Origin of the sequence: Pseudomonas sp. NPDC085632, from assembly GCF_044541255.1 — a bacterium.
GTDB lineage: Bacteria > Pseudomonadota > Gammaproteobacteria > Pseudomonadales > Pseudomonadaceae > Aquipseudomonas.
In genome coordinates, this window is the sequence record NZ_JBITSX010000002.1 from 298473 (window position 1) to 324196 (window position 25724).

The following is a 25724-nucleotide window of genomic DNA, read 5'->3' on the forward strand; positions in this document are numbered from 1 at the left end:
AGGTCCCGCACAGTGTTGAGTTATGGTTTTTTCAGGCCGATATTTCGCTGATGCCGACCTGTTGCAGTGCTGCCGCCAGGTTGTCGACCCGGTGCTGTTCGTTGTCTTTGAGTTGTTGCAATTGCTGGCCCAGCGTCGGTGCGCCAAACACGCCGCGCAGGCCTTGAGAAACGTCGCCAGCCTTGAGTGAGTGACTGCCAAACGCGTTCAGCGAATCGCGCTCGGCGGCACTGTCCTGATTGAACAGGCTCGCCAGTGTGCTGCTGCCAAACACGCCGCCGTCACCCCCGCCAAATCCGAGGAAGCCGTGGCCGGATCCATCACCGCCGCTGTCGCTGCTGCTGAACACTTGCGCGATGTAGCTGCGGCTGAGGGCGCCGTGATTGATGAAAATATCGCCAAGCGGACGTATGCCGTTGCCGATCACCCGTTGTTCAAACAGCGGCGCAAAGGTCAGTGGTGAACCGAGTTCGCCGGTTGGCGGAGTAAAGATGAACGGTTGCAGCGGCACGTTTGGTGGCGGTGCCGGCACCACCGGGTCGCTGCTGCGAATCAACGGGTCCGGGATCACGACGCTGGTCGGCGTGGTCGGCACGGTGGGTGGAACGACCACCGGCACCGTATTGATCGCGTAGTTGTTGGAACTGCTGACACCGCTGCCGCTGTTGCCGGAGGCATCACTGACCCCGGCACTATTGACACTGATCGCGTTGCTCGCACTGTTGACGTTGGTGTTCGGCGTCAGGGTGGCGGTCCAGGTCTTGCCGCCGTCGCTGCTGTTCAGATTGGACAAGGTGCCGTTCGCCACCGCAATGTCTGACAGATCGAAACCGCTGACCGCCTCGTTGAAGGTAATGGTCACCTGTGAGGTCTGGCCGATGCCGATGTTCGGGTTGGCAATGACAACCGTGGCACTTGGCCGCTCGCTGTCGAGCGCGTAATTGTTCGACACCGCCACTGTGCTGCCGACGTTGCCGGCCAGATCGGTGACATTGCTGGTGTCGAGCGCAATAAAGTTACTCGGATCACTGACATTGGCCGTCGGCGAGAACGTCGCGGTCCAGGTCTTGCCGCCATCGCTACTACTGAGGTTGCTCAGATCACCGTTGGTCACGCTCAGATCGGACAGGTCGAAATTGCTCACCGCCTCGCTGAAGGTGAAGGTCACTGTGGTGGTCTGGCCGATACCCAAGTGCGGATTGGCGACCACGATGTCCACCGTTGGCCGGGTCGCATCCAGCGCGTAATTGTTGGAAATGGCGATGCTGGCGCCCAGGTTGCCGGCCAGATCCTGCACCCCGGCCGTGTCGACGATGATCAGGTTGGTCGCATCGTTGACGTTGGCGGTTGGCGTCAGCGTGGCGGTCCAGGTGATGCCGCCGTCGCTGCTGGTCAGATTCGCCAGTGTGCCGTTGGCGACGCTGATGTCCGACAGGTCAAAACCGCTGACCGCTTCACTGAAAGTGATGGTGACCGTGGTGGTTTCACCAATGCCCAGGCGATTGTCAGCGAACACGATGGTTGCAGTCGGCAGCGCCGTGTCGATGGCGAAATTGTTCGAATCGGTGGTGCCGACGCCACTGTTGCCGGAGGCGTTGGTTACGCCACTGTTGTCGAGGGTGATCAGGTTGCTGGTGTCGGTGATGTTGGCGGTCGGCGTGAACGTCGCCGTCCAGGTAATGCCGCCGTCACTGGAGGCGACGTTGCTCAAGGTGCCATTGGCGATGGTCAGGTCCGCATTGCTGAAACCGCTGACGGCCTCGCTGAAGGTGATGGTCACCGTCGAGGTTTCGCCGGCCTTGAGCGCGGTATCCGCGACGACGATGGTCGCGGTCGGCACTTCGGTCTGCACCGCGTAGTTGGCCGAGTTGGTGATGCCGATGCCGGCATTGCCCGCCAGATCGCTGATGCCAGCGTTGTTCAGCACGATCAGGTTGGTGGCATCACTGACGCCGATGGTCGGCGTGAAGGTGGCCGTCCAGGTGATGCCGCCGTCGCTCGACGAGACGTTGCTCAGCGTGCCATTGGCAACGCTCAGGTCAGAGTTATCGAAACCGCTGACCGCCTCACTGAAGGTGATGGTGACGAGCGCGGTTTCACCCGGGCGCAGATCGGTGTCACTGATGACGATGGTAGCGGTCGGACGCTGGCTGTCGATGACGTAGTTGGCCGAGTCGGTGGTGCCGCTGCCGGTGTTGCCCGCCACGTCAGTGATGCCGGTGTTGTCCAGGCTGATGATATTGCTGGTGTCGGTGATGCCCGCCGACGGCGTAAACGTCGCCGTGTAGGTGATGTTGTCCGACGTGCTCAATCCGGAGAGCGTGCCGTTGGCCACGGTCAGATCGGCGAGGGTCAAACCGCTCACGGCCTCGCTGAACGTGATGGTCACGGTGGTGGTCTGGCCGACGCCCAGCGCTGAATCGGCGAGCACCACGGTGGCGGTCGGGCGCTGGGTGTCGATGGCGTAATTGTTGGAGTTGGTGGTGCCATTGCCCGCGTTGCCGCCGGCGTTCTGCACTCCACTGTTGTCGAGGGTGATCAGGTTGGAAGCGTCGGTGATGTTGCTGGTCGGGGTGAAAGTTGCCGTCCAGGTGATCCCGCCGTCGCTGCTGCTCACCGCCGTCAGCGTGCCGTTGGCAATCGTCAGGTCGGCGTTGTTGAAACCGGTGACGGCTTCGCTGAAGGTGATGGTCACCAGCGAAGTTTCGCCGATGGTCAGGCTGTTGTCCGCGACGACGATGGTCGCAGTGGGTGCCACGGTGTTGATGGTGAAGTTGCCGGAGTTGGTCGTGCCCGTGCCGGCGTTGCCGGCCAGGTCAGCGATCCCGGTGTTGGCCAGGGTGATGATGTTGCTGGTGTCGTTGATCCCGCCGGTCGGTGTGAACGTCGCCGTCCAGGTGATGCCGCCATCCGCACTACTGACCGCCGTGAGCGTGCCGTTGGGCACGGTCAGGTCGGCGTTGGTAAAACCGCTGACCGCTTCGCTGAAGGTAATGGTTACCAGCGAGGTTTCACCGGCGCTCAGGCTCGGATCGGCGATCACGATGGTCGCGGTCGGCCGCTGGGTGTCGATGCTGTAGTTGTTCGAGTCGGTGGTGCCACTGCCAGCGTTGCCAGCCAGGTCGGCAACGCCAGTGTTGTCCAGCGTCACCAGGTTGGTGGCGTCGGTGATATTCGCGCTCGGTGTGAACGTTGCCGTCCAGGTGATGCCGCCGTCCGCGCTGCTGACCGCCGTCAGGGTGCCGTTGGCGATGGTCAGGTCGGCGTTGGTGAAACCGCTGACCGCTTCACTGAAGGTGATGGTCACCAGCGAGGTGTCGCCGATTTTCAAGGTGCTTTGCGTGAACACCACGGTGGCGGTCGGCCGTACGGTGTCGACCGCGTAATTGTTGGAGTCGGTGGTGCCGACGCCGGTGTTGCCCGCCTGATCCGCCACCCCGCTGTTATTGAGGGTGATCAGGTTGGTGGCGTCGGTGATGCTGCTGGCCGGTGTGAAAGTCGCCGTCCAGGTGATGCCGCCATCCGCGCTGCTGACCGCGCTCAACGTGCCGTTGGCAATGCTCAGATCGGCATTGGTGAAACCGCTGACAGCCTCACTGAAGGTGATGGTCACCAACGACGTTTCACCGATTTTCAGCGCGGTATCGGCAACCACGATGGTCGCGGTCGGCCGTGCGGTGTCGATCGCGTAGTTGTTGGAGTTGGTGCTGCCAGTGCCGGCGTTGCCGGACAGGTCATTGACCCCGGTATTGTCCAGAGTGATCAGGTTGGTGGTGTCGGTGACGCTCGTGGTTGGCGTCAGCGTGGCGGTCCAGGTGATGCCGCCGTCGCTGCTGCTCAGTCCGGTCAAGGTGCCGTTGGCCACCGTCAGGTCGGCGGCGGTGAAGCCGCTCACCGCTTCGCTGAAGGTGATGGTCACCACAGAGGTTTCGCCTGCCGCCAGATTGGTGTCGGCAACGACAATGGTCGCTGTCGGTCGCACGGTGTCGACCACATAATTGGCCGAATCGGTGGTGCCGCTGCCGGCGTTGCCGGCCAGATCCGCCACGCCGGTGTTGTCCAGGGTAATCAGGTTGGTGGCATCGGTGATGCTGCTGGTCGGCGTGAAGGTCGCCGTCCAGGTGATGCCGCCGTCGGCACTGGAGACATTGGTCAGCGTACCGTTGGCAATCGTCAGGTCGGCGTTGGTGAAACCGGACACCGCTTCGCTGAAGGTAATGGTCACCAGTGAGGTATCGCCGATTTTCAGCGCGGTGTCGCCCATCACGATCGTCGCAGTCGGACGTTGAGTATCGATTGCGTAGTTGTTCGAGTTGGTGGTGCCGACACCTGCCACGCTGTCGGACACGGCCGTCACCCCGGTGTTGTCGAGGGTGATGAGGTTGGTGGTGTCGGTGATGTTGTTGGTCGGCGTGAAGGTCGCCGTCCAGGTAATTCCGCCATCGGCGCTGGAAACACTGGTCAGCGTGCCGTTGGCAATGGTCAGGTCGGCGTTGGTGAAACCGCTGACCGCACGACTGAAAGTGATGGTCACCAGCGAGGTTTCGCCGATTCTCAGCGCGGTATCGGCGACCACGACGGTGGCGGTGGGGGGTTCCACGTAAGCGGTGTTGAGCGTACCGCCGTTGTTGTAGATCCCCACCAGTGCGCTCGGCGTCGTGCCGGTCGAACCACCGTTGGAAAGACCACCGGCACCGCTCGCGGCGCCGTTGCCGCTGATCGCGGCGAAGTTGCTCGCGGTGATCAGCACCACACCGCCGTTGTTCCAGATCGCCCCGACGCCGCGACCGCCGGCACCACCATCGGCGCCGTTGCTGCCGACCCCACCGCCACCACCGCCGCCGCCACCGGCAGCAATGTTGTTGCTGATGACCGAGGTGCCGATGACTTTCAGGGTGCCGCTCGAAGCGTTGTAGATACCGCCGGCCGCGTTGGCACCGACGCCACCGACCTTGTCCCAGCCGGAACCACCGCCGCCGCCACCAATGGACAGCGTGCCGTTGCTGGCCGAACCACCATTGCCACCATGACTGTAACCGGCACCGGCGCTGCCACCGTTGCCGCCCACGCCACCGGTGCTGGTGCCGCCACGGCCACCCATGTCGGTCGGGCTGTAACCGCCGCCATAGCCGCCGGCATTGGCCCCGCCCGAGCCGCCGGCATAGGTGCCGGTGGCCGGGCCGGAAGAACCGCCATGGCCACCGGTCTGGCCACCGATACCGCCGCCGCCACCACCGCCACCGCCGACATAACCGCCGGTCACGCCACCGCCACCACCACCGCCAGAGGCGGCGTTGGCAGTGACCGTCACGTTGTTCAGGGTCAGAATCCCGGCGTTGAAAATCCCGCCGCCCATGGCCCCCGCCGCCGCTGAGCCGCCATTACCACCATTGCCGGCCACCAAACCTTTGGTGATCACCAGGCCGTCGAGGGTCACGGTGCTGCCGGAGGTGACTTCCACCACGCGGGTTTTGTATTGGCCATCGAGGGTTACGTCGGCCACGCCGTCGTTGTTCAGATCGCCATCGACGGTGATGTTCTTGTTGATCAGTAGCTCCGAAGTGAGCTGAACGGTCATGCCCGAACTGAACGTGACAATGTCGCCGTTCTGCGCTGAAGCCAGCGCCGCGCGCAGCGAGCCGACGCCGGAATTGAGGTTGTTGGTCGCGGTCCAGGTGGCGAGGCCCCACTGGTATTCGCTCATGGCTTTGCTCGACAGCACGTTGGCGCTTTCGATGGTGCCGGTGGCGATCTCCAGATCCCAGTCGCCGCCGACGCCGGTGCGATTGTTCGAAGCGGCCACATCACGCCCGGTCAGTTGCGCCAGCGAGTCGACAAAACTCAAGCCACGATCACCTTCGGCGGTGTAGCAACCGTAAATCAGGATGTCGCCGCCAGCGTTCATGTCCTTGCCGATTTCGGCGAGGACCGCGCTGCGTTGAGCGACGTTGTCCGCCGACAGATAACTGTTGCCCAGCCACAAATCGCCGGCATTGCCGTGGGCAATGATCTGCACCGAACTGACGCCGTGATGTTGATCGAGGAAGTCGGCGATCTGCTGCAAACCGTCCTTGCTGGCGTCGAGTTTCACCACTTGCGTGCCGGGAGCAATGCCTTGCAGCAAACTGTCGGCATCCTTCACCCGCGAGTCGACGAACACCACACTCTGGCCGGGCACCGCGACCGGGCTGGCCGCCGGCGTGGCATCGGCCTGGCCGTGGGTGTCCTTGCTCGCCACGGGATGGTCAGCCGCCGGCGCCTTGGCCGCCTCGGCTGCGGTGGGTGCATGGCTGTCCGCTTGCGCAGCGGTATCGGCCACGGTGGCCGCCACCGCACCGTCGAACAGCATGCGCGGCTCCAGCGACATGATCATCGGCGCGGCCAGCGAACGCTGACCTGCGGTTACCCGAGACTTGACCTTTGCACCGCCAAAAATGCTCCACCACATGTTGCTCACCCGAACTCGAACGAAGGTACGTAAGGCATCAATGAAAAACGCCGCGATCAACTGATCGCGGCGTCGGATTTCATACGAATGACATTGGCGGCGCTGGCTGAGCCATCGAGCCAAAAGGACAAATCAGCGTATTGCTTGAACAGGTCGGGCGGCAAAATGGTGCGCCGTGACTGCAAGGCAACCTTGGGTTTGACCTTGTGCAGGCCGGCCAGGCCAAGGCCCTGGTCGAACTCCGGCGCGTCATAGGCCAGATGTTCGAAATCGTGCTCGAACCAGGGTTCACTGATGAATTCATAGACTAGCCGCAGCACGCGCTCCGGCGCCTGGGTCAACAAGTCGTAATCGATGATCAGCAGTGAGTCAGCGTGTTCGCCGTAATAGGCTTCCTTGAGCGCCGCCCAGGCAAAACCCACCAGGCGATTGCGCTGAGCCAGGGTTTCGCAACGGCTGTACACCGTGTTGCGCTCCACGGCATCGCCAAACAGTTTGGTGTTTTCAAAGGGATTGGCGCGGTACAGCCGTTCGAGACTGTCCATCACCCAGGCGACGTTGCGCACGCAGGCGATGACTTTGGCCTGGGGAAACAGATCGTTGAGCGCCGGCAGACGCGAGCTCCACTGCCGATTGGTGTCGAACACCACCGGTTTGTCGGCCTTGTCGGCATAGAAGGATTCGAACAGACCGCGCAGCAGGCGACGGCGCATGTCGGTGTCGATCACCGCACCGTACTCGCTGCCGGCACTGCATTGCTCGAGGACGCTGGAAAACAGCGATCCGACCGGGCTGGTCATGCCGGCATGAAAGCGCGGGTTCTGCAAAAGAATGGCAGAAAGCAGGGTGGAGCCTGAGCGCGGCAAGCCGGAGATAAAGTGGAACTGCTGCAATCCCTTCACCCTGATCAAAAAAAGTCCATTTGTCCGACAAAGCGTAGTCCAACAACCACCCTGCGACTAGTAGTGTTTTGATATCAATCAAGAGCAAAAAGAACTAACCAGTTATTTTTTAATCGCGAATTTGAAGGTGAACCGTTTTAGTCTCCACAGCTGCTAGTCGGCTATGGGTTTCGGGTGAGCAAGCGCGCTTGCGCACCGCCCGCATGAACCTGCGCGCTGATCTGCCAAGTGGCGGGCAAGGGTGCAAACTCTGCCGGGTCATCCTGGGTGCCGACCAGCCAAATGGGGGCATTGCCGGAAACCTCTGCAAGGCTGTCGAGGTAGACATCGTCGCTGACCAGCGTCCCGAAACCATATTGATTCGGTCGCGTCGAACGGCCGTCCGCAGCGGGCGGCGTGTACAGCCGCACCTGTGCGCCGGTGCGATCGTAGTAGACGTAACTCAAGTACCAGAGCATGTCGCTGGTGATGATGCGATCACCGGGCTGGAAATGCTGATTGACGTAATTCACCACGCGATCGAACTGATCACTGCTGTCGACCGCGGCGTTGTTGTTCAGGCCAACCATTTCCACCCCGAGCAACGACACCAGCACCACCAACGCGAGAACTCGCACGCGGCTGTACAAGCGGTCGATGGCCAGTGCCGCCAGCAGCGGCAAACCCAAGGCATAAGCGGTCAGATAGCGCTCGATGAATACCGGTGTGATGAACGACACCGCAAACACCAGCAACAGCGGTAAGCCGGTGTACAACGCCAGCAGGACACTGCCGCGCGACACGCTGCGATCACGAATGACCGCCACCGCCGCCAGTAGCAGCAACGCCAGCGGCAACGCGCCGAACACCACTAACGGCAGGTGTTCGCCGTCATCCTGGATCAACCAGGACCAGACCATCGACGGCAACGACGTCAGCGTCACCGGGTCTTCCCAGCCGACATCGCCACCGACCTTGAGTTGTTCCATGTGCTGGGTGAGATCGAGCAGGTTCGGCAGCCACGGCAGGTACAACGCAGCAATGGCCAGATTCGCCAGCCACCAGCCCGGGTGCTGGATATGCCGCAAGCGATAGCCACGCTGAAACCGGATCAGCACCAGATAAACCCAGTGACACAGCGCCGCCAGCACGGCGAAGTAATGGGTGTAGAGCGCCGCCGTCATCAGCAGCGCATAAACCACCAGATAGCGATGACGCTGCGGCCGGCGGATCCAGTAGGCCAGTGCCAGCGTCGCGGCGATCAACAGCAGGCCTAGCAGCGAATACATGCGCACTTCCTGGCTATAGCGCACCGCCGTCGGCAACAGTGCCAGCAGCAGACCGGCGAGGATCGCCGCGCGGCGCGTGGCCAGGCGATCCACCAGCCAGACGCCCATGCCGACCGCCGCAATCCCGGCCAGAGCGCTGAGACAGCGAATGGCAAAAATGCCATCGCCAAACAACTCGATCCAGCCATGCAACAGCATGAAGTACAGCGGCGGGTGCACATCGAACGCCGCGTGGTGCCAGATATCGGCCAACGAAAAACCCGCCAGCAGCAGGCTGGAACCTTCATCGCCCCAGATCGCTGCGGCGGTCAGATCGTAAAAGCGTACGGCAGCGGCCAACAACAGAATCGGCAGCAGCCAGTGTTCTCTGGCCCAGCGGATCAGGCGCAAGCGGGCAAACCACGGACCCGGCGTCGCGTGCGGATCCTGTGTGTCGCCCACCGGTGTCACTCTGTTGACCGCCATTGCTGCCTCTTGCCGTGCCACGACACCACGCCTGTATGAGCCCGAGCCTGCCAGTCACTCTAGGTCAGGCGCAGGAGCACCGTCGATGCCGATTTGCGACTTCACGACATCCGGCAACCTTGCCAATCCGCGTCTACGCTCTGGCGTGGCGTGACCTGGCCACGGAGTGCCAAGGCAATAGCATCAGCCTGATCCCACTAGCGGCCCGCCGACAACCAATCAGAAGGATAAGGACTTTATGGACGTTTACATGGGCACTGTTCTGACGTTTGCCTTCAACTACGCGCCCAGCGGCTGGGCCTTGTGCAACGGTCAGATCATCGGAATCAACCAGAACCAGGCGCTGTTTGCATTACTGGGCACCACCTACGGCGGCAACGGCACCGTCAACTTCGGGCTCCCCAACCTGCAAAGCCGCATGCCGATCTGCCAGGGCAACGGCGGCGGCCTGACGCCGAGAGTCATGGGAGAAATCTCCGGCGCCGAACAAGTCACTGCCACCCTCAACAACCTGCCGAACCATACCCACACCCTCGCCGGCCTTACCGCCACCACCACCGTGCAACTGGCCAACCCGGCCAGCAATCCGGCGGGCGCGCCGACGGCGACCAACGCTTACATCGGTGCGTCGGGCACCGGGCCGGGTCTGGCGAATATCTTTTCCGATGCCCAAGGCGCTTCGCCCGTTCCGCTCAAGGGCGCGGCCACCACCATCAGCGGCACGATCTCGCCAACCGGCAACGGCTTGCCGCTGCCGATCATGAACCCGTATCTGGTGCTCAACTTCAGCATCGCGCTGAACGGCATCTTCCCATCGCGTAACTGACTGACCGCCGGGGGAGCCACCTCCCCCGGTATCCAACCTTGGCGGAGCGAGAACATGCTGCAAACGGTTCAAAGCCAACATTTTCAGGCATTGCTGGGGCGGATCGGCACCCTGCATTTGCCCGATGGCACTGAGTTACAAATCCACATCGACGAACTCGCGGAGAAACCTCTGGCGCAAATGCGTTACAGCGAGCGCATGCCGTTCAGCGTCGAATTGAGCAGTCTGGAAGCGACTGAATTTGTCGACGGGTTATGTGCCCTGGAGTTGCCTGAACTGGGGCGAGTGGACGGCATCTTCGTGTCGCGGGTACCGCCGATGGGGCGGCCGCCGGAGCTGGCTTACTTCCACATCACCTTTAACTGACGGCGCCCTTCCAGCACACGACCTTGTACAACCTGTTGATTTTTTGTAACTGCATTTTGGGAAGCGTCTGACATCAATTCCATGATGACCTTGTTAGCGTGGCACTGAACCCGGCTCCAGAACGTTTTGCTGCGATTCGACCATGGACGGTCTATCGCCAGCGTTGCATCGACGTCGAGGAGCCTGTGCCCCGTCACAGGACAAGGAACAATGGATGTTCGACGCTAGCGCTCGTTTCAGTCTCACGCTCCACAACTTTAAACACGATCTGCAGGTCGCCTCGTTCAGCGGCAGCGAATCGATCAGCCAGCCCTACGCCATCGATGTTGAACTGGTCAGCGAAAGGGCCGACCTGCGCCTCGAAAACCTTCTGCACCAGCCGGCCTATCTGGCTTTCGATACCGCGGGCCACGGCATGCATGGGGTCATCGACTGCATTGCTCGCGGCGATGCCGGCAAACGTCTGACCCATTACAGCCTGACGTTGGTGCCGCGTCTGGCGCAGCTGGCTCATCGCTTCAATCAACGCATCTTTCAACAACTGACGGTGCCGCAGATCATCGCGCGCATCCTCAAGGAGCATGGCATTCAGGCCGACGTCTATCAGTTTCACCTCGGCGCCAAATACCCCAAGCGAGAATACTGCGTGCAGACCGCCGAGTCGGATCTGCATTTCGTCCAGCGTCTGTGCCAGGAGGAAGGTATCCATTACCACTTCCGCCACAGCCGCGAAAATCACCTGTTGGTGTTTGGCGACGACCAGACGGTGTTCCCCATCCTCGAGCGGCCCACCCCGTACAAACAGGAGCGCGGCCTGCACGCCGAGGGCCCGGTGATCAAGCGTTTCAAGGTGCGACTGAAAACCCGCACCAGCCGCACCGCGCGCCGCGACAACGACTTTCGCAAGACCCGCATCGTGCTGGAATCCACGCACAAACCCGCCAGCGCACACCCGCAACCGGACCTCGAAGACTACCGTTACCCGGGGCGTTTCAGCGACGCCGAGCGCGGCAAACTGCTGACCCATCGAGCGCTGGAGCAACACCGCGCCGACTACCTGCAAGCCAAGGGTCGCAGCGATCAGGCGAATCTGGTGTGCGGGCATTTCCTGACGCTGTCCGAACACAGCTGCGTGGAATGGAATGACCTCTGGCTACTGACCAAAGTCACTCACGAAGGGCGCCAGCCACAAGTGCTGGAAGAAACCCTTGGCAGTGAATCAATCAGCAGTACGGATGACTTCGTGCAGGGCTATCGAAACCGTTTTGTTGCCACGCCATGGGCAGTGATTTACCGGCCGCCACTGCACTTTAAAAAACCGCGGATGATGGGCTGCCAGACCGCCGTGGTCACTGGTCCCGCCAGCGAAGAAATCCATTGCGATGCCTTCGGCCGGGTCAAGGTGCAGTTTTATTGGGACCGAGAAGGTGGCCATGACGACAACAGCAGTTGCTGGTTGCGGTTGGCGTCGAACTGGGCCGGCAACGCACACGGCAGTGTCATCCTGCCGCGCGTCGGCATGGAAGTGCTGGTGGATTTTCTCGAAGGCGATCCCGATCAGCCGGTGATCATCGGTTGCCTCGCCAACAGCGCCAACCCGGTGCCGTACGCACTGCCCGAGCACAAGACCCGCAGCGTGTTCCGCTCGCGCAGTTCGCCCGACAGCGGCGGCTTCAACGAGCTGCATGTCGAAGATCGCAGCGGCCGTGAACTGATTTATCTGCGCGCCCAGCGAGATATGCAGCAGCGGGTGGAACGCGACAGCCATCTGCACGTCGGCAACCACCGCCACGAAACCATCAAGGGCAACAGCGTCAGCGTGTTCGAGGCCGAAGACCAGCGCACCGTCACTGGCGACCGCAAGACCCGGCTCAGTGCCAATGACTATTTGCACATTGCCGGCAACCGTCAGCAGCGCGTCGATCAGGTCATCGCGGTCGACGCCGGCCAGAGCATCCATATCAAGGCCGGTGTCCACGTGATTATTGAAGCCGCTGCCGGCATCAGCCTGAGTTCAGGCGGCCAGCACCTGGTGATCGGCCACGGTGGCATTTTCAGCAGCAGCGCGATCCAGATCGGCGGCGCGCCGGTGCCAGCGCCCGCCCTCGCCTCGGCCATGCCCGGGGGCAACGACGAGCTGTTGACCCCCGAGCAACTGCCATTGGTGTTGGCGATCAGCCAACGCCGTCTGCTGGCGCAAAGCAAACGCCTGGATGCCGAATTCTGCCCGCTCTGCGAGGCATGCCGCGCAGGACTTTGCCCGACACAAGGCGCCGCCGCATGAGCCCTTCAACCGTGCAGCAGTGGCTGGCCGGGCAACGACGTCTTGGCCACGCGGTGTGTCTGGTGCTCGACTCAGAGGATGAGCGTGAGTTGCGCCAAGCGCTGATCACGCGCTTGAGGTATGACCAATACCTGAGCGTTTATGGAGAAACCGCGGTGGCCGATCTGGCCGATGCCGGGCCCTTCATCTTCACTGTCGAACCGCCGGATGAGCGCCTCCTCGATGCTTTGCTCACGCGACCGCAAAGTCATTGGGGCTGGCTCGCCAGCATCGCCCCCGGTGGGCTGTCGACGCTGGTCAAACATTGGCGCGAGCGCTTGCTTGTCGGCGTTCCTCCGCATCAGGCGCTGTACCGTTTTCACGATAACCGCGTGCTCGCCCGCGCACTGGCGCACTTGCCCACCGAGGCCGTGCCGGGCTATCTCGGCCCGGCCGTCAGCGTGTGTTACTGGCAAGGCGCGCACTGGCACAGCCTCGACAACCCGACGCCGGGTACTCACCCGCTACCGCAAAATGCGATGTGGCTGCAACTGCCAGTGTCCGCCGAGCACAGCCGAGACATTCGTCTGGCCAACGCCCATCGCTACCTGTTGGCGGAACACCTCGCGGCCTACGTACAACTCGCCGCCAGGCAGGCGCCGGACGCCTGGCTGCGCGAGCAAGTGATGCAGGCCGAAATCTGGGGTTGGGAGCAACCGGCGCAACTGCAATTCTTGCTGACCCAGAGCCTGCAAGCCACCGACTACAGCCTCGCGGCCCATTGGCAGACGAAGGCAGAGGAAACCCCGGATGAGCACTTTGAGCGGGTATTTCGACTGTCGGCCTTCTGGCAGGGCGAGGAGCCGCTATGAGTTGGCTATTGCGCGGCATGTTGTTGCTTGGGGGCCTGGGAATGGCGGCGGGTTGCGCCAATCATCCGCCCAAAACCTTCACCTTCACCGCCGATCTGCCGCCGGACTTCGCCTACGTCGCAGTGGTGTATTACGGCCCGGAAAAAGGCGAAACCTGCACCGTCGACCGCCGCGAAAACATCGCGCCGGTGTTCAACAGCCAATGGCGCACCGAATACAAGCCAGATGCGGAAATCACCATTCGCCGAACCCGCAAGGGGTGCCCGTTGGTGATCAAGCGGATTGCGCTGCAAATCAAGTCGGCATACGGCAAGGACTGGAGCGACATCAGCGGCGACGAGGCCATGGTCTTCGTTCGCAATGACCTGAGCGAGCTGGATGAGCCGTTCCGGAACACCTTCAACGCGGACGGCGAACACACCTTTTACGGTCAGTGCCAGTGGTGGTTTCGCACTATGGGGCCAAACCGCCGCATCGTGAAACTCCTCGACTGCAAAGAATCCGACCCGCAGGAAACACGAAGGACGGGTAAAGCCTTCGGCGCCTACACGCTCGATCAACTGCCGGGAAAAACCGTGCGCATGAGAATCAGGTTGGATAAGGAAGAAGAACCGTCCATAGGCGACACCTGGGTCAAGGTGCCGAATGGCTGGAAGCGCTGCATGGGTGACAACTTTGAAGATCAATATGCCTTTTGTTACGGAAATCATAAGGACTTCAGCACATTCAAAATGGTCGATGGGCGTACTTGCACCATTTATCCCGGATGCACGGAATAAGGAATTCTCGACATGACGTCATCGAAAAAAGAACCAAGCAAACCTTCCCGAACACTGCGCATGTTGGCATCAGGTTGCGGTCTCGCAATCCTGACCAGTTGCTCCAAACACCCGCCAAACACCTTCACCTTCACCGCCGATCTGCCGCCGGACTTCGCCTACGTCGCAGTGGTGTATTACGGCCCGGAAAAGGGCGAAACCTGCACCGTCGACCGCCGCGAAAACATCGCGCCGGTGTTCAACAGCCAATGGCGCACCGAATACAAGCCAGATGCGGAAATCACCATTCGCCGAACTCGCAAGGGGTGCCCGTTGGTGATCAAGCGGATTGCGCTGCAAATCAAGTCGGCCTACGGCAAGGACTGGAGCGACATCAGTGGCGACGAAGCCATGGTCTTCGTTCGCAATGACCTGAGTGAACTGGATGAGCCCTTCCGAAATACCTTCAACGCGGCTGGTGAACACACCTTTTACGGTCAGTGCCAGTGGTGGTTTCGCACTATGGGCAAGCCCCGCATTCTCCGAAAACTCCTTGATTGCAAAGCATCTGACCCGCAGGAAACACGAGGACTGGGCAAAGCCTTCGGCGCTTATACCCTCGATCAACTGCCGGGCAAAACCGTACGAATGAGAATCAGATTGGATAAGGAGGAAGAACCCGGTTGGGTAGACACCTGGGTCAAGGTGCCGAATGGCTGGAAGCGTTGCCTGGGCAAAGGCTACGAAGAGGAAAACGCGTACTGCAACGGTAATTACACCGATTTCAGCACGTTCAAAATGGTGGATGGGCGTACTTGCACCATTTATCCCGGTTGCACGGAATAAGGAATCTTCGACATGACGTCACTAGAGCAAGAGTTGCAATCGTCGTTGTCCAGCCGCTTGTTGTCATGCCCTACCGGAGGTCAAAAGACCAGTTTTCAATTGGTCGACGAATTCGGATCAGGAGAACCTTATGCCGGACTTGTTTACGTTGTCATCGATTCGGAAGGAATGAAATACACCGGATATCTAGACGCGACAGGTAATGGCCAAATAGAGGATCACTTTGCCGGGCCAGTCGCGGTCCAGTTTGAACAAAATTATCAGGGAGATGGACTGTATAAGGATCTAAAGAGCCGGCGCCATTACCCACTGGAAATCACCGAACTCCAAGTCCGCGCCGAACAAACCCGATACATCAACCCAAATGCCAGCCGCCCCCGCGAAAAGCCGAATCTGGACCGTGCCGCAAACTTCTTTCAGGTCGAGGTTCGGCATCTGGTCAGACACGCCGCGCATCTGCCGCCAGAGGTCTATCGCTCTTTCCCCGTCGATTCCGGATGCGCTGCAGTCATGGGCGAGCACGGCAAAACTGGCGTCGCCATTGCGCCGAATCAGCACACCGTACTCGAGGTACGGCCACTGCGCGCCTTGCGCCCAATGCTGTCGAGCGCCCCGGAGTTCTGCGCGCTCAACCTGTATCAACTGGCGCTGATGGCCACGTTGAGCTACTGCCCGTTTGGGCAGAAACCCGAGGTGCCATCCGCCGAGACCCTGAGCGTCGCATTCCCATTGCAGCCAAGCGTCGGCAACTGGTTTGGCGATGCGCTGGCCAAGTTCGATGAACTGTGGAAAGTCGACTCAGCGCAAACCAAAGCCTATTACCCGTTGTACGAGGATGTGCCCTATTCGAAACGCCTGGAGATCGTGCCATTCGATCCAGTGCTCTATGCGGTCAACAGACCCAACCAACAGGGCGAACTGGAACACCCCGCCAGCGTCCACTTTCTCGACGATATCGGCCAAGGAGACAGCACCGACACTCAGGCTTTCATCACCCACAACGACGAACTGATCCTCATCGCCGTGCGCGGCACTTTCGAAATCGTTGCCGATGGGTTACGCGATGCAGACGCGCTGCAAGTACCGTTTGAGGAGGGGGAAGGAAAAGTGCACCGGGGGTTTTATCAGGCTGCCAAGAAAGCTGCAGCTTTCTCGGTGAGTTATCTCGACAGGTTCTACACCGGCCAAAAACTCCTGATCTGCGGCCACAGCCTCGGCGGCGCAGTCGCACTACTTCTGTCTGAAATGCTACGGCGCAGAACTGAAGGCTACACCATCCACCTCTACACTTACGGCGCCCCCCGTGCCGGCGACTCCCGCTTCACCACCGGCGCAGCCGATCTGGTGCACCACCGCATGGTCAACCACAACGACCCGGTGCCCAGCGTGCCCGGCAGCTGGATGAACACCAAGGCCGGCGTGTTCGGTGCCGGAGCCGCGCTGACTTTCGTCAACGTGCCGGTCGGCCTGTCGACGTTCGTGGCAGGCATCACCAACTGGACCGGGGAAGCCTACGCCCACCATGGTTCCTTGCGTCATGCGATGCCAGTGGAGTTCGGCCGACAGCAGACGTCTTCGATCCTGTGGCAGCCCGGTTGCGATGTCATTACCCAGCACGCCGCCTGCAATGTCGCCCTGCAGATGCAACACGGCTTGCCGGATCGCCCTAATATGCTCTCGCAGATTTTCCACGCCGGTAATCACTTGATGGTCGGCGGCTATGTGCCCGCGTGCTGGGCGGCGTTAAGGCGTTGGCAGGAGGCTTATGAAGCGAAACGCACGCTGGTCACTGATCGCGAATTCGCCTGGGTCAATTCAGCCCTGACCCGCATCACCGAGCAGTTGCGCAGCAAGCAACGCGACCTTTCGGCACGGCCAGACGCCTATGTGCGCACGCGCCAGCCGGTGATTGCTGCGATCAACCACGAGATCGATAAAATCCAGACCACCCGACAGCGTCTGGAGTCGTTCCGCTACCAGCGCGTCAGCGCAATGGATGTCTACGGCTCACTGGCCGAGCAAGCCGATCAGCTCGCCGAAAGCCTGCCGCGCTGGCGAGCGCACCCGGAGAATCTGCTTGCCGAGCAACTCGCCATGGCCCCGGATCACGCCACCCATGATCCGCTGCTGACGTCCATCTACGGGCATACCATCGGCGCCCCGCACACGCTGGATCTGGATTCGATCATTTAGCCTTGTGGATACCAGACCAGTCGCTCCGCCGCCGGATTGCTTTCTTCAACCGCAAACCCGAGCGCGAGGTAATGCCGTCGCGCATGGGGATTGCTGGTCCAGACCACCGTTGCCACTGGACAACGAATCTGCTGCGCGGCTTTCTGCACGCCTTGCAGCACGGCGCGGCCATAACCCTGGCCGCGCGCCTGCGGAATGAACGCCAGGTACAACACGCGAATCTCGTTGGCGCCGAAATCGGTGCTCAACGCGCCGATGACGCTGCCGAGTTTTTCCACCACGTAGTGCATGGCGTTGGGGTAGTTGTCGCCCATGCCCTGTTCCTGCACCTGGAACTGCTGCGCGACCAGTTGCTGCACCTGTTCCGGCTCGCCGTCGATCCATTGCAGATCCGGCCGCGCCGTCTGATACAGACTTTGCAAAAACGGCCCATCGGTTGTCCGCGCAGGCCGCACCACCAATCCGTCTGCCGCCACTGCTGCGTTGTCCGCCATCGTGCTCTCCGTTAGAAACCGCTTTCCCTGACTCCCAGCGCCGCCATTCGCCGCCAGGCTACGCCGAGCAGCGACTCGCCGCTGCCCTGCAACACCACCACGCCGCGCAACGGTTGCAGCGGTGTCGGCGCCGTATCGAGCACGCTGAGTCGCGCGCCGTATTGCGCCTGCACCGGTTCCGCACGCTGTTGTTGATCGCGGCGCACGGCAATCGGCCCGTGATGATCGGAGGTCAGCGCCTCCTGATCGACGTAGGCCACGCCGTTGGTGTCGATTTCATTCAGCTGCACGGCGAGCGCCGGGTGCATCGGGTCATCGGCGATGAAGCGACCGCTGGCCCCGGGTTTGACTCGCCACAACTCGGCTTCGGCGAGATAACCGCGCAGGCGCGCGCCGTCCTCGACCACTCGGGCCAGTGCATCGCGGGTCGACAACCAGCGCCCGACCGTCATGTTCGGCAGCAGGTCACGCACGCTGCCGGCCTGCGGTGCTCGCAACAACAGGCGCTCGCGTTGCGCCGTCAGCCCACGGTACTCGGCGACCGCCTCTGCCAGCCGCTGCTCGACAATGCCAGCATCGGCAGCGGTTTCGCTGCGACTGGCCTGGCGGCGCATCAACAACTGCTGAATCTGGATTTCCCGACGCACGATCGCCAGCCGCGACTCGAGATCGGGCGATTCCAGTTCAATCAGCACATCGCCCTGAGCAACCTTCTGCCCGTCCGTCACGTTTACCGCTTTGACCCGCGCCGCCGTTGGTGCATGCAGGGCACTGGCGCGCCCGGCCTCAAGCATCGTCGGCAATTCCACCGAACTGCGCCACGGCACGATCAGCACCAGCAACAACCCGAGCAGCGCCAGCGCACTGAGCAACACGCGCGGGCCGTGCGCCTGTTCGCGACGGCTCCACCACTGGCGCCACTCACGCATGATCGGCAGAAAAATGAACCACACCAGTTCCACCAGCATCAGGAAGATCCCCAATACCTTGAAGAACAGGTGATAGACCGCCAGCGCGATCCCGAAAAACAACGCCGCACGCCACAACCATGAGCCATACCCCCAGATCAGCAAACGCCGTTGCATCTTCGGCGACCACGGCTCCGGCGCCGGGGCGCCATAACCGAACAAAAATTCACGCAGGCGCCAGCGACACAGCGCAAATGCGCGACCCTGCAAATTGTCGACTTCCCAGAAATCACTGATCAGAAAATAACCATCAAAACGCATGAACGGATTGAGGTTGACCACCAGCGTGGTGATCCACGTGGCGCTGGCGAGCATGAACGCCGCCGTGCGTCCCGGCCCATCCGGCAGCAACGACCAGGCGAGCAGCGCAAGACACGCCAACAGCAATTCGGCGAGCACGCCGCCGGCACCGATCAGCAATCGCGCGCGGCGATCATTGACCCGCCAGGCGTCGCTGACATCGGTGTAGAACATCGGCAGCAAAACCATGAACGCCACGCCCATGCTCTGCACTCGACACCCGGCGCGCTTGGCCATGAACGCATGGCCGAATTCGTGACAGAGCTTGGCAAAGAACAACGCCACGCCAAATGCCAATGCCCCGCCGAGGCTGAACAGGTGCGGAAACGTCCCGACAAAACGCTGCCAGTCGCGCGAGACCAGAAACACGCCCAGCGCCAAGGTCGCCGGCAAACCGTAGCGCAGCAGGCGCGGGCCGAAGCGTTCCAGCCACGGCCAGGCCCGATTGAGAAATGCGTCCGGGCGCCACAGCGGTATGCGGAAGAACAGGTATTGATGCAGGAGGATTTGCCACAGGCTTTGCTTCTGCGCCAAGGCCTTGAGCCGGTAGCTGGCGCGCTGTTGATCGTCAAGCGCAGAGATCAAATCGTGGCCGCGAAGAAATTCCAGCAACTGCTCAAGCTCCGTGCCGTCCAGCGGCAAGCCCGGTTCACGATTGGCCGCACGCAAGACGTGCTCGGCGTCGCCCAACGACCAGTGGCGCAACAGACGCATCGCCGCCGCGCCGAGCTTGAAGTAACGGCCGCGCACCGGATCGGCGAGGGTCCAGCGCGGCGATCCGTCCAAGGCCGGCGCCGCGGGCGACAATTGCAGGTCGGCACGCAGGCTCGGCAGGTTCATTAGAGGCCCACGCTCTGGCGCAAACCGGCCAGTGGCCGACGCAGCAGGTACAGCGCCAGTGGCGCGCGATCACCGAAGATTTTCGCTGTGCCGCGCAGGCCGATACGCGGTGGTGCGTCAGTGAAATTGGCGTCGAGCCGATAGGCCAGTTGCCCGCCCGCCGTCGGCTGCGCCTCGTACGCCGAGCGTTCCAGTGTGGCGAGATGGCGCTTCAGCGGATCGCTGTCGAGAAACAGCGCGACCTCAGCGCCGGGCTCCAACGAAATCGCGTCGCCGACGGCCAGTTCGATACGCAGTTCGGCCTGATTCGGATCGGCGATGTCCATCAGGCGCTCGCCGGTCTGCACCGGTTTGCCGGTCAAACGCTCGGCGTCGGCGAACACCGCAATGCCGTCGCGCTCGGCGCGCACTTCGCTGCGCTTGAGCAACTCGCGGGCGTAATCGCGCTCGGCGCGTTTCTGCTCGGCACGGGCGGCAAGCAAGTCGACTTTTGCGCTCGACTCGGCATCGGCAAACGAGCGCTGGGAATTGGACTTCAGTTCAGCTTCGGCCACGCCCAGCGCACGTTCGGCAACATCGGCCTGCGCCTTGAGCGTGGTGCTTTCGAAACGCACCAGCACATCGCCGGTTTTCACCGTTTGATTGGGTTTGACCAGAAATTCGGCGATCACCCCGTCCAGCGGCGCCGCCACCACGCGGCCACCCAGTGGCACCACCTCAGCCGGAGCCAGCACCGATTGACGCACCGGAATCAACAGCCCGAGCAACAGCACCGCGAGCAACGCCACCTGACGTTTACGGGTCCAGCGCAGCCGCCACGGTTTGCGCGGTTGCAGCGCCAGCCAGGCGTGGCTGTAGGTATCGCCCAGTTGCGACAGCAAGACTTGTTCGGAAGGGTTCCACGGCACATCGCGGGCCAGCCATAAACCGCCAAATACCTGCGCGTCGCGATCAACCAGCGGCAACCAGAACACCTGCGTGGCGGACAGACTGCGCCAGTCGGCCTGGATCGATTCGCTGAGTAGTTCCGGCGCGATCACCCGCGCCTGTTTCAGCACATCCTGCTTGAACAACTGCGCCACGGCCTGCTCGACGAACGCCACGAACGGCGCATTGGGCTCGACCGCACTGATGCCGGTCACGGCCTGCACCTTGCCGGCAATCAACAACGCGGCATGACGAAAACCAAACAGCGACTGGCCGTCATTGACCAGACTATAAGCCAGTTGCGCGGCATCACTGGCGGCGCGGGTCTGGCGTTCAAGGTCGAGAAAGCGCGCGAACACTTGTTCAGCGGCGCCGCTCACCGGCGCGTTCACTTCAGCTCCGGGAAACGCGCGGTGCCGCTCATGCCGGCGAGTAAACCTTTGGCTTCGGGAAGTGTTGCGACGAGCAACAGGGTCTGACTGCCCTCATCGATTCGCGCGCCGAGGCGTTTGACCGTGGCGTCGATCGGCTGGCCGGTTTCATCGGGAACGAAGCTGAAGGTCTGGCCGGGCTTGAGTCTGGCCATCCAGCGCGACGGCACCAGCAAATGAATTTCGAGGGTGCGGTTATCCACTACATCGAGCAGCGGTGCGCCGGCCGGCACGCTTTCATAGCGCTGCACCTTACGCTCGACCACTTGCCCGTCGAACGGCGCGATCACGCTGCAGCGTTTGACCTGCACTTGATACACCTGGGACTGCGCCTGGGTTTCGCTGACCTTGGCCTCGGCCCGCGCCACTTCGAAACGCCCGACGGAATTGAGTGCAGCCAACTGCTTGTTGTGCGCCAGCTCTTCACCGGCACCGCGACTGGCCGCCTGCGCAGCATTGAGCTGGGCCTGATAGGCCGAGCAATCAAACTTCGCCAGCGTATCGCCCTTCTTGAACGACTCGCCCTCACTGAACGGCAACTCGACAATCCGCCCGGAAAGCTCACTGGCCAGCGTCGCCTGATCACGCGCTCGCAATACACCCCGCGCCTCACTGCTCGCGGTAGCCGACCCCGTCGCCGGATTATCCAGCAGCGGATCGTCTGGCCCGGGCGTTTGCGCCTGAACTGCACACGTTACTAAGGTCAATCCGATAACCCAACCACGAAAACGCTGCATAACCGCTACTCCCTGACGGATGTGCGGAGTCTACGACAGCGGGGGTTAGCGTCAAGCGAAAGGCCATTACTCCTCCGAAATGTAATGTTTCAAAAGAGAAAGCCGCTCAATGACCGTTTAAGAGATGTAGGCAAGCTCCGCTTTCCTACACGAGTTAGGAATGCTACCGATAGCGCATTGCGAATAAGGCGATAGACAGGCTACCTATAGGAGTAAACGCGGGCCGAATGTACCTCTTTCTGCAACAACTTCTAATATTGGCGCCCTTAAATGGCTTGACCCTAGTCGGCATTGGTAGCCAAAACTGGCAAGCCGGTGCTGGAAATAAACCAGTGGAGTGAGCCCGCAATTATTTGGTGATTGACCTGCATGACGCACTCAATCTAGGATTGCCTTACTCAACCCCGTACGTAGCGATTCAGTTCGCTGGCAGTTGGGGATGAAAAAACCGGCTTAGGCCGGTTTTTTCGTTTCTGAGGATTTTTTGTGCGCACCGCATTTTTTGTTGATGGCTACAACCTGTTTTACGGCTTGCTCGCTGGCACACCCTATAAATGGCTGAACTTGCACAGCCTGCTGACGCATATTGCCCTCATCGAAAACCCTCAGAGCTCAATAGTCTCGATTGACTACTTCACTTCTCCAATCAAACCCCAGTTGGCAACTCGCGGCCGCGTTTCCAAGGAAGCACAAGATGCGTACATAAGGGCATTGCGAGCGAGCAAAGTCACCGTGCATTTCGGACGGCATCAATTAGATGCCAGCCAAAGCACCAAGGTTTATAGATAGGAACACCCATGCGTCACGTCAGGACAAAGTCGATATCTGGAAACTGGAAGAAAAAGAAACCGATGTGCATATAGCAATCAGCCATGTATCGCACTGCAAGCCGGCAAACAATGTCCGAAGGTGCAGGGCGCGTTGATCAAATCATTCTGGTTTCCAGTGATACCGACATGACACCTGCTCTGAAGGCGCTCCGAACAGATTTTCCTGCCCTGATCATTGGAGTGATCCTTCCTCATCGGACCGGATCTATCCGCCCGCCCCCAGGCTCATTGAAAGACAACTCAAACTGGTTGAGACGCGTTATTTCGACTGAAGAGCTGAGACTTCATCAGCTTCCAAAACGAGTAGCCACTCAAAAAAAACCAGCGATCAAACCGGATTATTGGTAGTTACTTGCGCCGGATACACCGACTCCCATCCCCCACCCAACGCCCTGTACAACCCAACCATCGCCAACGAAACGCCGGTCGAACTCTCCACCCACTGTTCCTGCGTGGCCAGCAACGCGCCTTGCACGGTGAGCACGTTGACGAAGTCGACCACGCCTTCGACGTATTGCTGTTGCGCGGTGCGCAGGGCGATCTGGTTCTGGCGTACGGCTTCGGCGAGGCTGTCGCGGCGGCGCTGGCTGGCATTGTAGGCGGTCAGTTGATCGTCGATTTCGTGCCAGGCGCGCAGCACGGTCTGCTGATAGGCGACGGCTGCTTCCTGCTGTTGAGCTTCGCGCAGTTGCAACACGCCGCGCAGGCGTCCGCCGTCAAACAGCGGCAAGCTGAATTGCGGACCGATGCCGAAGGCGCGTGAGCCCCACGAGCCGAAATCGCTGAGTTGCATGGCTTGTGAACCGAGGTTGCCCGACAGGGTGATGCGCGGATAGAAATCGCCCTTGGCCACGCCGATGTTGGCGGTGGCGGCGTGCAGGCGCGCTTCGGCCTGACGGATGTCCGGGCGGCGTTCGGCCAATTGCGACGGCAGGCCGATGGCGACTTGCAGCGGCGACTGCGGCACGGCGGCGTCGGTGGATAACTCTTTAGCCAAGGCTTGCGGCGGTTCGCCCATCAGCAGGCTGATCGCGTTGATCAGTTGCGATTGGCGTTGTTCCAGCGCCGGCAGGCGCGATTCGATGGCGGCGACTTGCGCAGCGGCTTCAGCGACGTCGAGATCAGTCGCCACGCCATCGGCCAGGCGCAGTTGCGAGAGTTTCAGGCTGTGCCGGGCGACGTCGAGGTTCTGCTCGGTGACCGCGCGGGTGTTCTGCACGCCGCGAAGTTGAATGTAATTTTGCGCCGTGTCGGCAAGCACGGCGAGCAGCACCCCGCGACGGTCGTTTTCGGCGACTTCGAGATTGGCGTCGGCGGCTTCGGTTTCGCGGCGCACGCGGCCCCAGAAATCCAGTTCCCACGAGGCGGAGAATCCGGCGTCCCACAGGTTGAAAGCGGAATCGCCGTTGTGCCCGGACGGGTCGCTCAGGCCTTTGCCGCTGTTGCGTTCGCGCGCGTAGCTGCCGGTGGCGGCGGTGTTTGGATAGCGGTCGGCGCTAATGACCTGGCGAGCAGCACGGCTTTGTTGCAGGCGGCTGCTGGCCAGTTGCAGATCGAGGTTGCTCTTCACCGCACGTTGGGTGAGTGCGGAGAGTTGCGCGTCATGGAAGACTTCCCACCAGCGTTCGTTGAGAGGTTCGCTGACGGCCTGGCTGGGGGCGGATTTGGCAGGCTTTGCCCAGTCGGAAATTTTTGTGGCTTCGGGCTTCTGGAAGTCTGGACCTACTGTGCAAGCGGTGAGGCTTGCTGTCATCAAGGCACTGAAAATGAGTGGCTGCCACTGGCCCCATCGCTGGCAAGCCAGCTCCCACAGGGATTGTGCAGGTTGTCCAAATTGTTGAGCCCCACCGACGGAACCTGTGGGAGCTGGCTTGCCAGCGATGAGGCCAGTCGAATTACCACCAATCATCGCTGAGTCACCTCACGCACAGACGTCGCCGAGCTTTTGGTATCAATGCTCGCCTCTACCGACATGCCCACGCGCAAGCGCTCGGCCAACGGCTGGCCCGGCTCCAGCATGATTTTCACCGGAATCCGCTGCACCACTTTGGTGAAATTGCCGGTGGCGTTATCCGGTTTCACCGCAGCAAAGGTCACGCCGGTCGCCGGCGCAATGCTCTCGACGCGTCCGCTCAAGGTTTCGCCGCCGAGGCTGTCGACATGCACCTGCACTTCCTGCCCCGGCTGCACGTCGGTCAATTGCGTCTCCTGAAAATTCGCCACTACATACGCCTGCTTCAGCGGCACCACCGCCAACAGCTTGCTACCCGGCGTCACATACGCGCCGACGCGCACGGCGCGCTCGCCAATCATGCCGTCCTGCGGTGCAGTGATGCGCGTGTAGGAGAGTTCGAAACTGGCGATTTCCAGTGCCGCTTGCGCGTGTTTCAAACTGCCCTCGGCCGCGTCACGCTGAGCGGTGAGAATATCGACCTGCTTGCGCTCCGCCGCCAGTTTCGCCGTGGCAGTGTCCAGATGCGCCGTGGCCTGATCGATGCGAGTGCGCGCCTGCTGCGCGTTTTGCACAGTCCCGGCGCCAACGCCGGCGAGATGGTTGTAGCGATTCAGTTCCTGCTGGGCAAACGCCATTTCAGCCTTCGCCGACACCACCGAGGCTTGTGCCTGAGCGATCACCGAGGTCTGGCGTTCCAGCGTCGCTTTGGCGTTCTGCAATTGCGCCCGCGCGACCAGAGTCTGCGCGTCCGCCGCTTCGGCTGAAGCGCGCAAATCGCGATCATCGATCAGCGCCAGCAACTGCCCGGCCTTCACTTGCTGGTTGTCCTCCACCAGCACTTCCTTGATAAAACCTGCCACGCGCGGCACTACCAGGGTGTAGTCGGCGGAAACGAATGCATCGTTGGTAGTTTGCTGGGGCCGCTTGCCAAATACGCCGGGCAGCGCCAGATAGACCAGCACGCCAACGGCCAGCGCGGCCGCCACGGCCACCGCGAGTTTTTGCTTTGCTTGAGTCGTCATAAAAACCTTCTTGT

At 61.3% G+C, this 25724-nt stretch carries 16 protein-coding genes and 1 pseudogene; 8 read left to right on the top strand and 9 right to left on the bottom strand.

The features are described from left to right. Nucleotides 1-31 precede the first annotated feature (31 nt). The 3 genes from ACIF4X_RS03255 to ACIF4X_RS03265 all read right to left on the bottom strand — a co-directional run bounded on the left by ACIF4X_RS03255 (nt 32) and on the right by ACIF4X_RS03265 (nt 9083). A complete protein-coding gene (locus ACIF4X_RS03255) occupies nt 32-6448 on the bottom strand; it encodes an Ig-like domain-containing protein (RefSeq protein ID WP_397480896.1) in 6417 nt (2138 codons plus the stop codon). Nucleotides 6449-6504: 56 nt separating this feature from the next. After that, nucleotides 6505-7350 (bottom strand): sulfotransferase family protein, encoded by an 846-nt coding sequence (locus ACIF4X_RS03260; protein ID WP_397480932.1) that lies wholly within the window; start codon nt 7348-7350, stop codon nt 6505-6507. Between the two features lie 161 nt (nt 7351-7511). After that, nucleotides 7512-9083, bottom strand: coding sequence for a glycosyltransferase family 39 protein (locus tag ACIF4X_RS03265; protein WP_397480897.1), 1572 nt, complete (start codon nt 9081-9083; stop codon nt 7512-7514). A gap of 238 nt (nt 9084-9321) precedes the next feature. Here ACIF4X_RS03265 and ACIF4X_RS03270 point away from each other — a divergent pair, with 238 nt between their 5' ends. From ACIF4X_RS03270 to ACIF4X_RS03300, 7 genes are all read left to right on the top strand, one after another. Beyond that, nucleotides 9322-9909 (top strand): phage tail protein, encoded by a 588-nt coding sequence (locus ACIF4X_RS03270; RefSeq protein ID WP_038367359.1) that lies wholly within the window; start codon nt 9322-9324, stop codon nt 9907-9909. Between the two features lie 54 nt (nt 9910-9963). Then, nucleotides 9964-10275, top strand: coding sequence for a DUF6916 family protein (locus tag ACIF4X_RS03275; protein ID WP_397480898.1), 312 nt, complete (start codon nt 9964-9966; stop codon nt 10273-10275). A gap of 214 nt (nt 10276-10489) precedes the next feature. After that, nucleotides 10490-12559, top strand: coding sequence for a type VI secretion system tip protein VgrG (locus tag ACIF4X_RS03280; protein WP_397480899.1), 2070 nt, complete (start codon nt 10490-10492; stop codon nt 12557-12559). After that, on the top strand, nt 12556-13410 hold the full coding sequence (locus ACIF4X_RS03285) for a DUF4123 domain-containing protein (RefSeq protein WP_397480900.1): 855 nt from the start codon (nt 12556-12558) through the stop codon (nt 13408-13410). The genes ACIF4X_RS03280 and ACIF4X_RS03285 overlap by 4 nt, the downstream gene beginning before the upstream one ends. 17 nt (nt 13411-13427) lie before the next feature. Continuing rightward, nucleotides 13428-14189: a hypothetical protein gene (locus tag ACIF4X_RS03290; RefSeq protein WP_397480933.1), complete on the top strand. Its 762-nt coding sequence runs from the start codon at nt 13428-13430 to the stop codon at nt 14187-14189. Nucleotides 14190-14201: 12 nt separating this feature from the next. Beyond that, the gene (locus tag ACIF4X_RS03295) at nt 14202-15014 is read left to right on the top strand and encodes a hypothetical protein (protein WP_397480901.1); all 813 of its coding nucleotides are present in this window, start codon (nt 14202-14204) and stop codon (nt 15012-15014) included. A gap of 12 nt (nt 15015-15026) precedes the next feature. Then, a complete protein-coding gene (locus ACIF4X_RS03300; protein ID WP_397480902.1) occupies nt 15027-17207 on the top strand; it encodes a lipase family protein in 2181 nt (726 codons plus the stop codon). On the opposite strand, the gene ACIF4X_RS03305 is transcribed toward ACIF4X_RS03300, so the two are convergent. From ACIF4X_RS03305 to ACIF4X_RS03320, 4 genes are read right to left on the bottom strand one after another with little or no spacing between them, the layout of a single operon-like run. After that, the gene (locus ACIF4X_RS03305) at nt 17204-17701 is read right to left on the bottom strand and encodes a GNAT family N-acetyltransferase (RefSeq protein WP_397480903.1); all 498 of its coding nucleotides are present in this window, start codon (nt 17699-17701) and stop codon (nt 17204-17206) included. The two genes, ACIF4X_RS03300 and ACIF4X_RS03305, sit on opposite strands and share 4 nt — an antisense overlap. 11 nt (nt 17702-17712) lie before the next feature. Beyond that, entirely contained in the window at nt 17713-19809 is a 2097-nt protein-coding gene (locus tag ACIF4X_RS03310; protein WP_397480904.1) for a biotin/lipoyl-binding protein, read from the bottom strand. Then, a complete protein-coding gene (locus ACIF4X_RS03315; protein ID WP_397480905.1) occupies nt 19809-21128 on the bottom strand; it encodes an efflux RND transporter periplasmic adaptor subunit in 1320 nt (439 codons plus the stop codon). The genes ACIF4X_RS03310 and ACIF4X_RS03315 overlap by 1 nt, the downstream gene beginning before the upstream one ends. After that, the gene (locus ACIF4X_RS03320; RefSeq protein WP_397480906.1) at nt 21125-21904 is read right to left on the bottom strand and encodes an efflux RND transporter periplasmic adaptor subunit; all 780 of its coding nucleotides are present in this window, start codon (nt 21902-21904) and stop codon (nt 21125-21127) included. Before ACIF4X_RS03320 ends, ACIF4X_RS03315 begins: the two co-directional genes overlap by 4 nt. A 486-nt stretch (nt 21905-22390) precedes the next feature. On the opposite strand from ACIF4X_RS03320, the pseudogene ACIF4X_RS03325 reads away from it, so the two are divergent. Continuing rightward, nucleotides 22391-23082: pseudogene (locus ACIF4X_RS03325) on the top strand (NYN domain-containing protein). Here the strand turns inward: ACIF4X_RS03325 and ACIF4X_RS03330 are convergent. Continuing rightward, the gene (locus ACIF4X_RS03330) at nt 23063-24643 is read right to left on the bottom strand and encodes an efflux transporter outer membrane subunit (RefSeq protein WP_397480907.1); all 1581 of its coding nucleotides are present in this window, start codon (nt 24641-24643) and stop codon (nt 23063-23065) included. The pseudogene ACIF4X_RS03325 and the gene ACIF4X_RS03330 overlap by 20 nt on opposite strands. Continuing rightward, entirely contained in the window at nt 24640-25710 is a 1071-nt protein-coding gene (locus tag ACIF4X_RS03335; protein ID WP_397480908.1) for an HlyD family secretion protein, read from the bottom strand. The genes ACIF4X_RS03330 and ACIF4X_RS03335 overlap by 4 nt, the downstream gene beginning before the upstream one ends. Between the last annotated feature and the right edge of the window lie 14 nt (nt 25711-25724).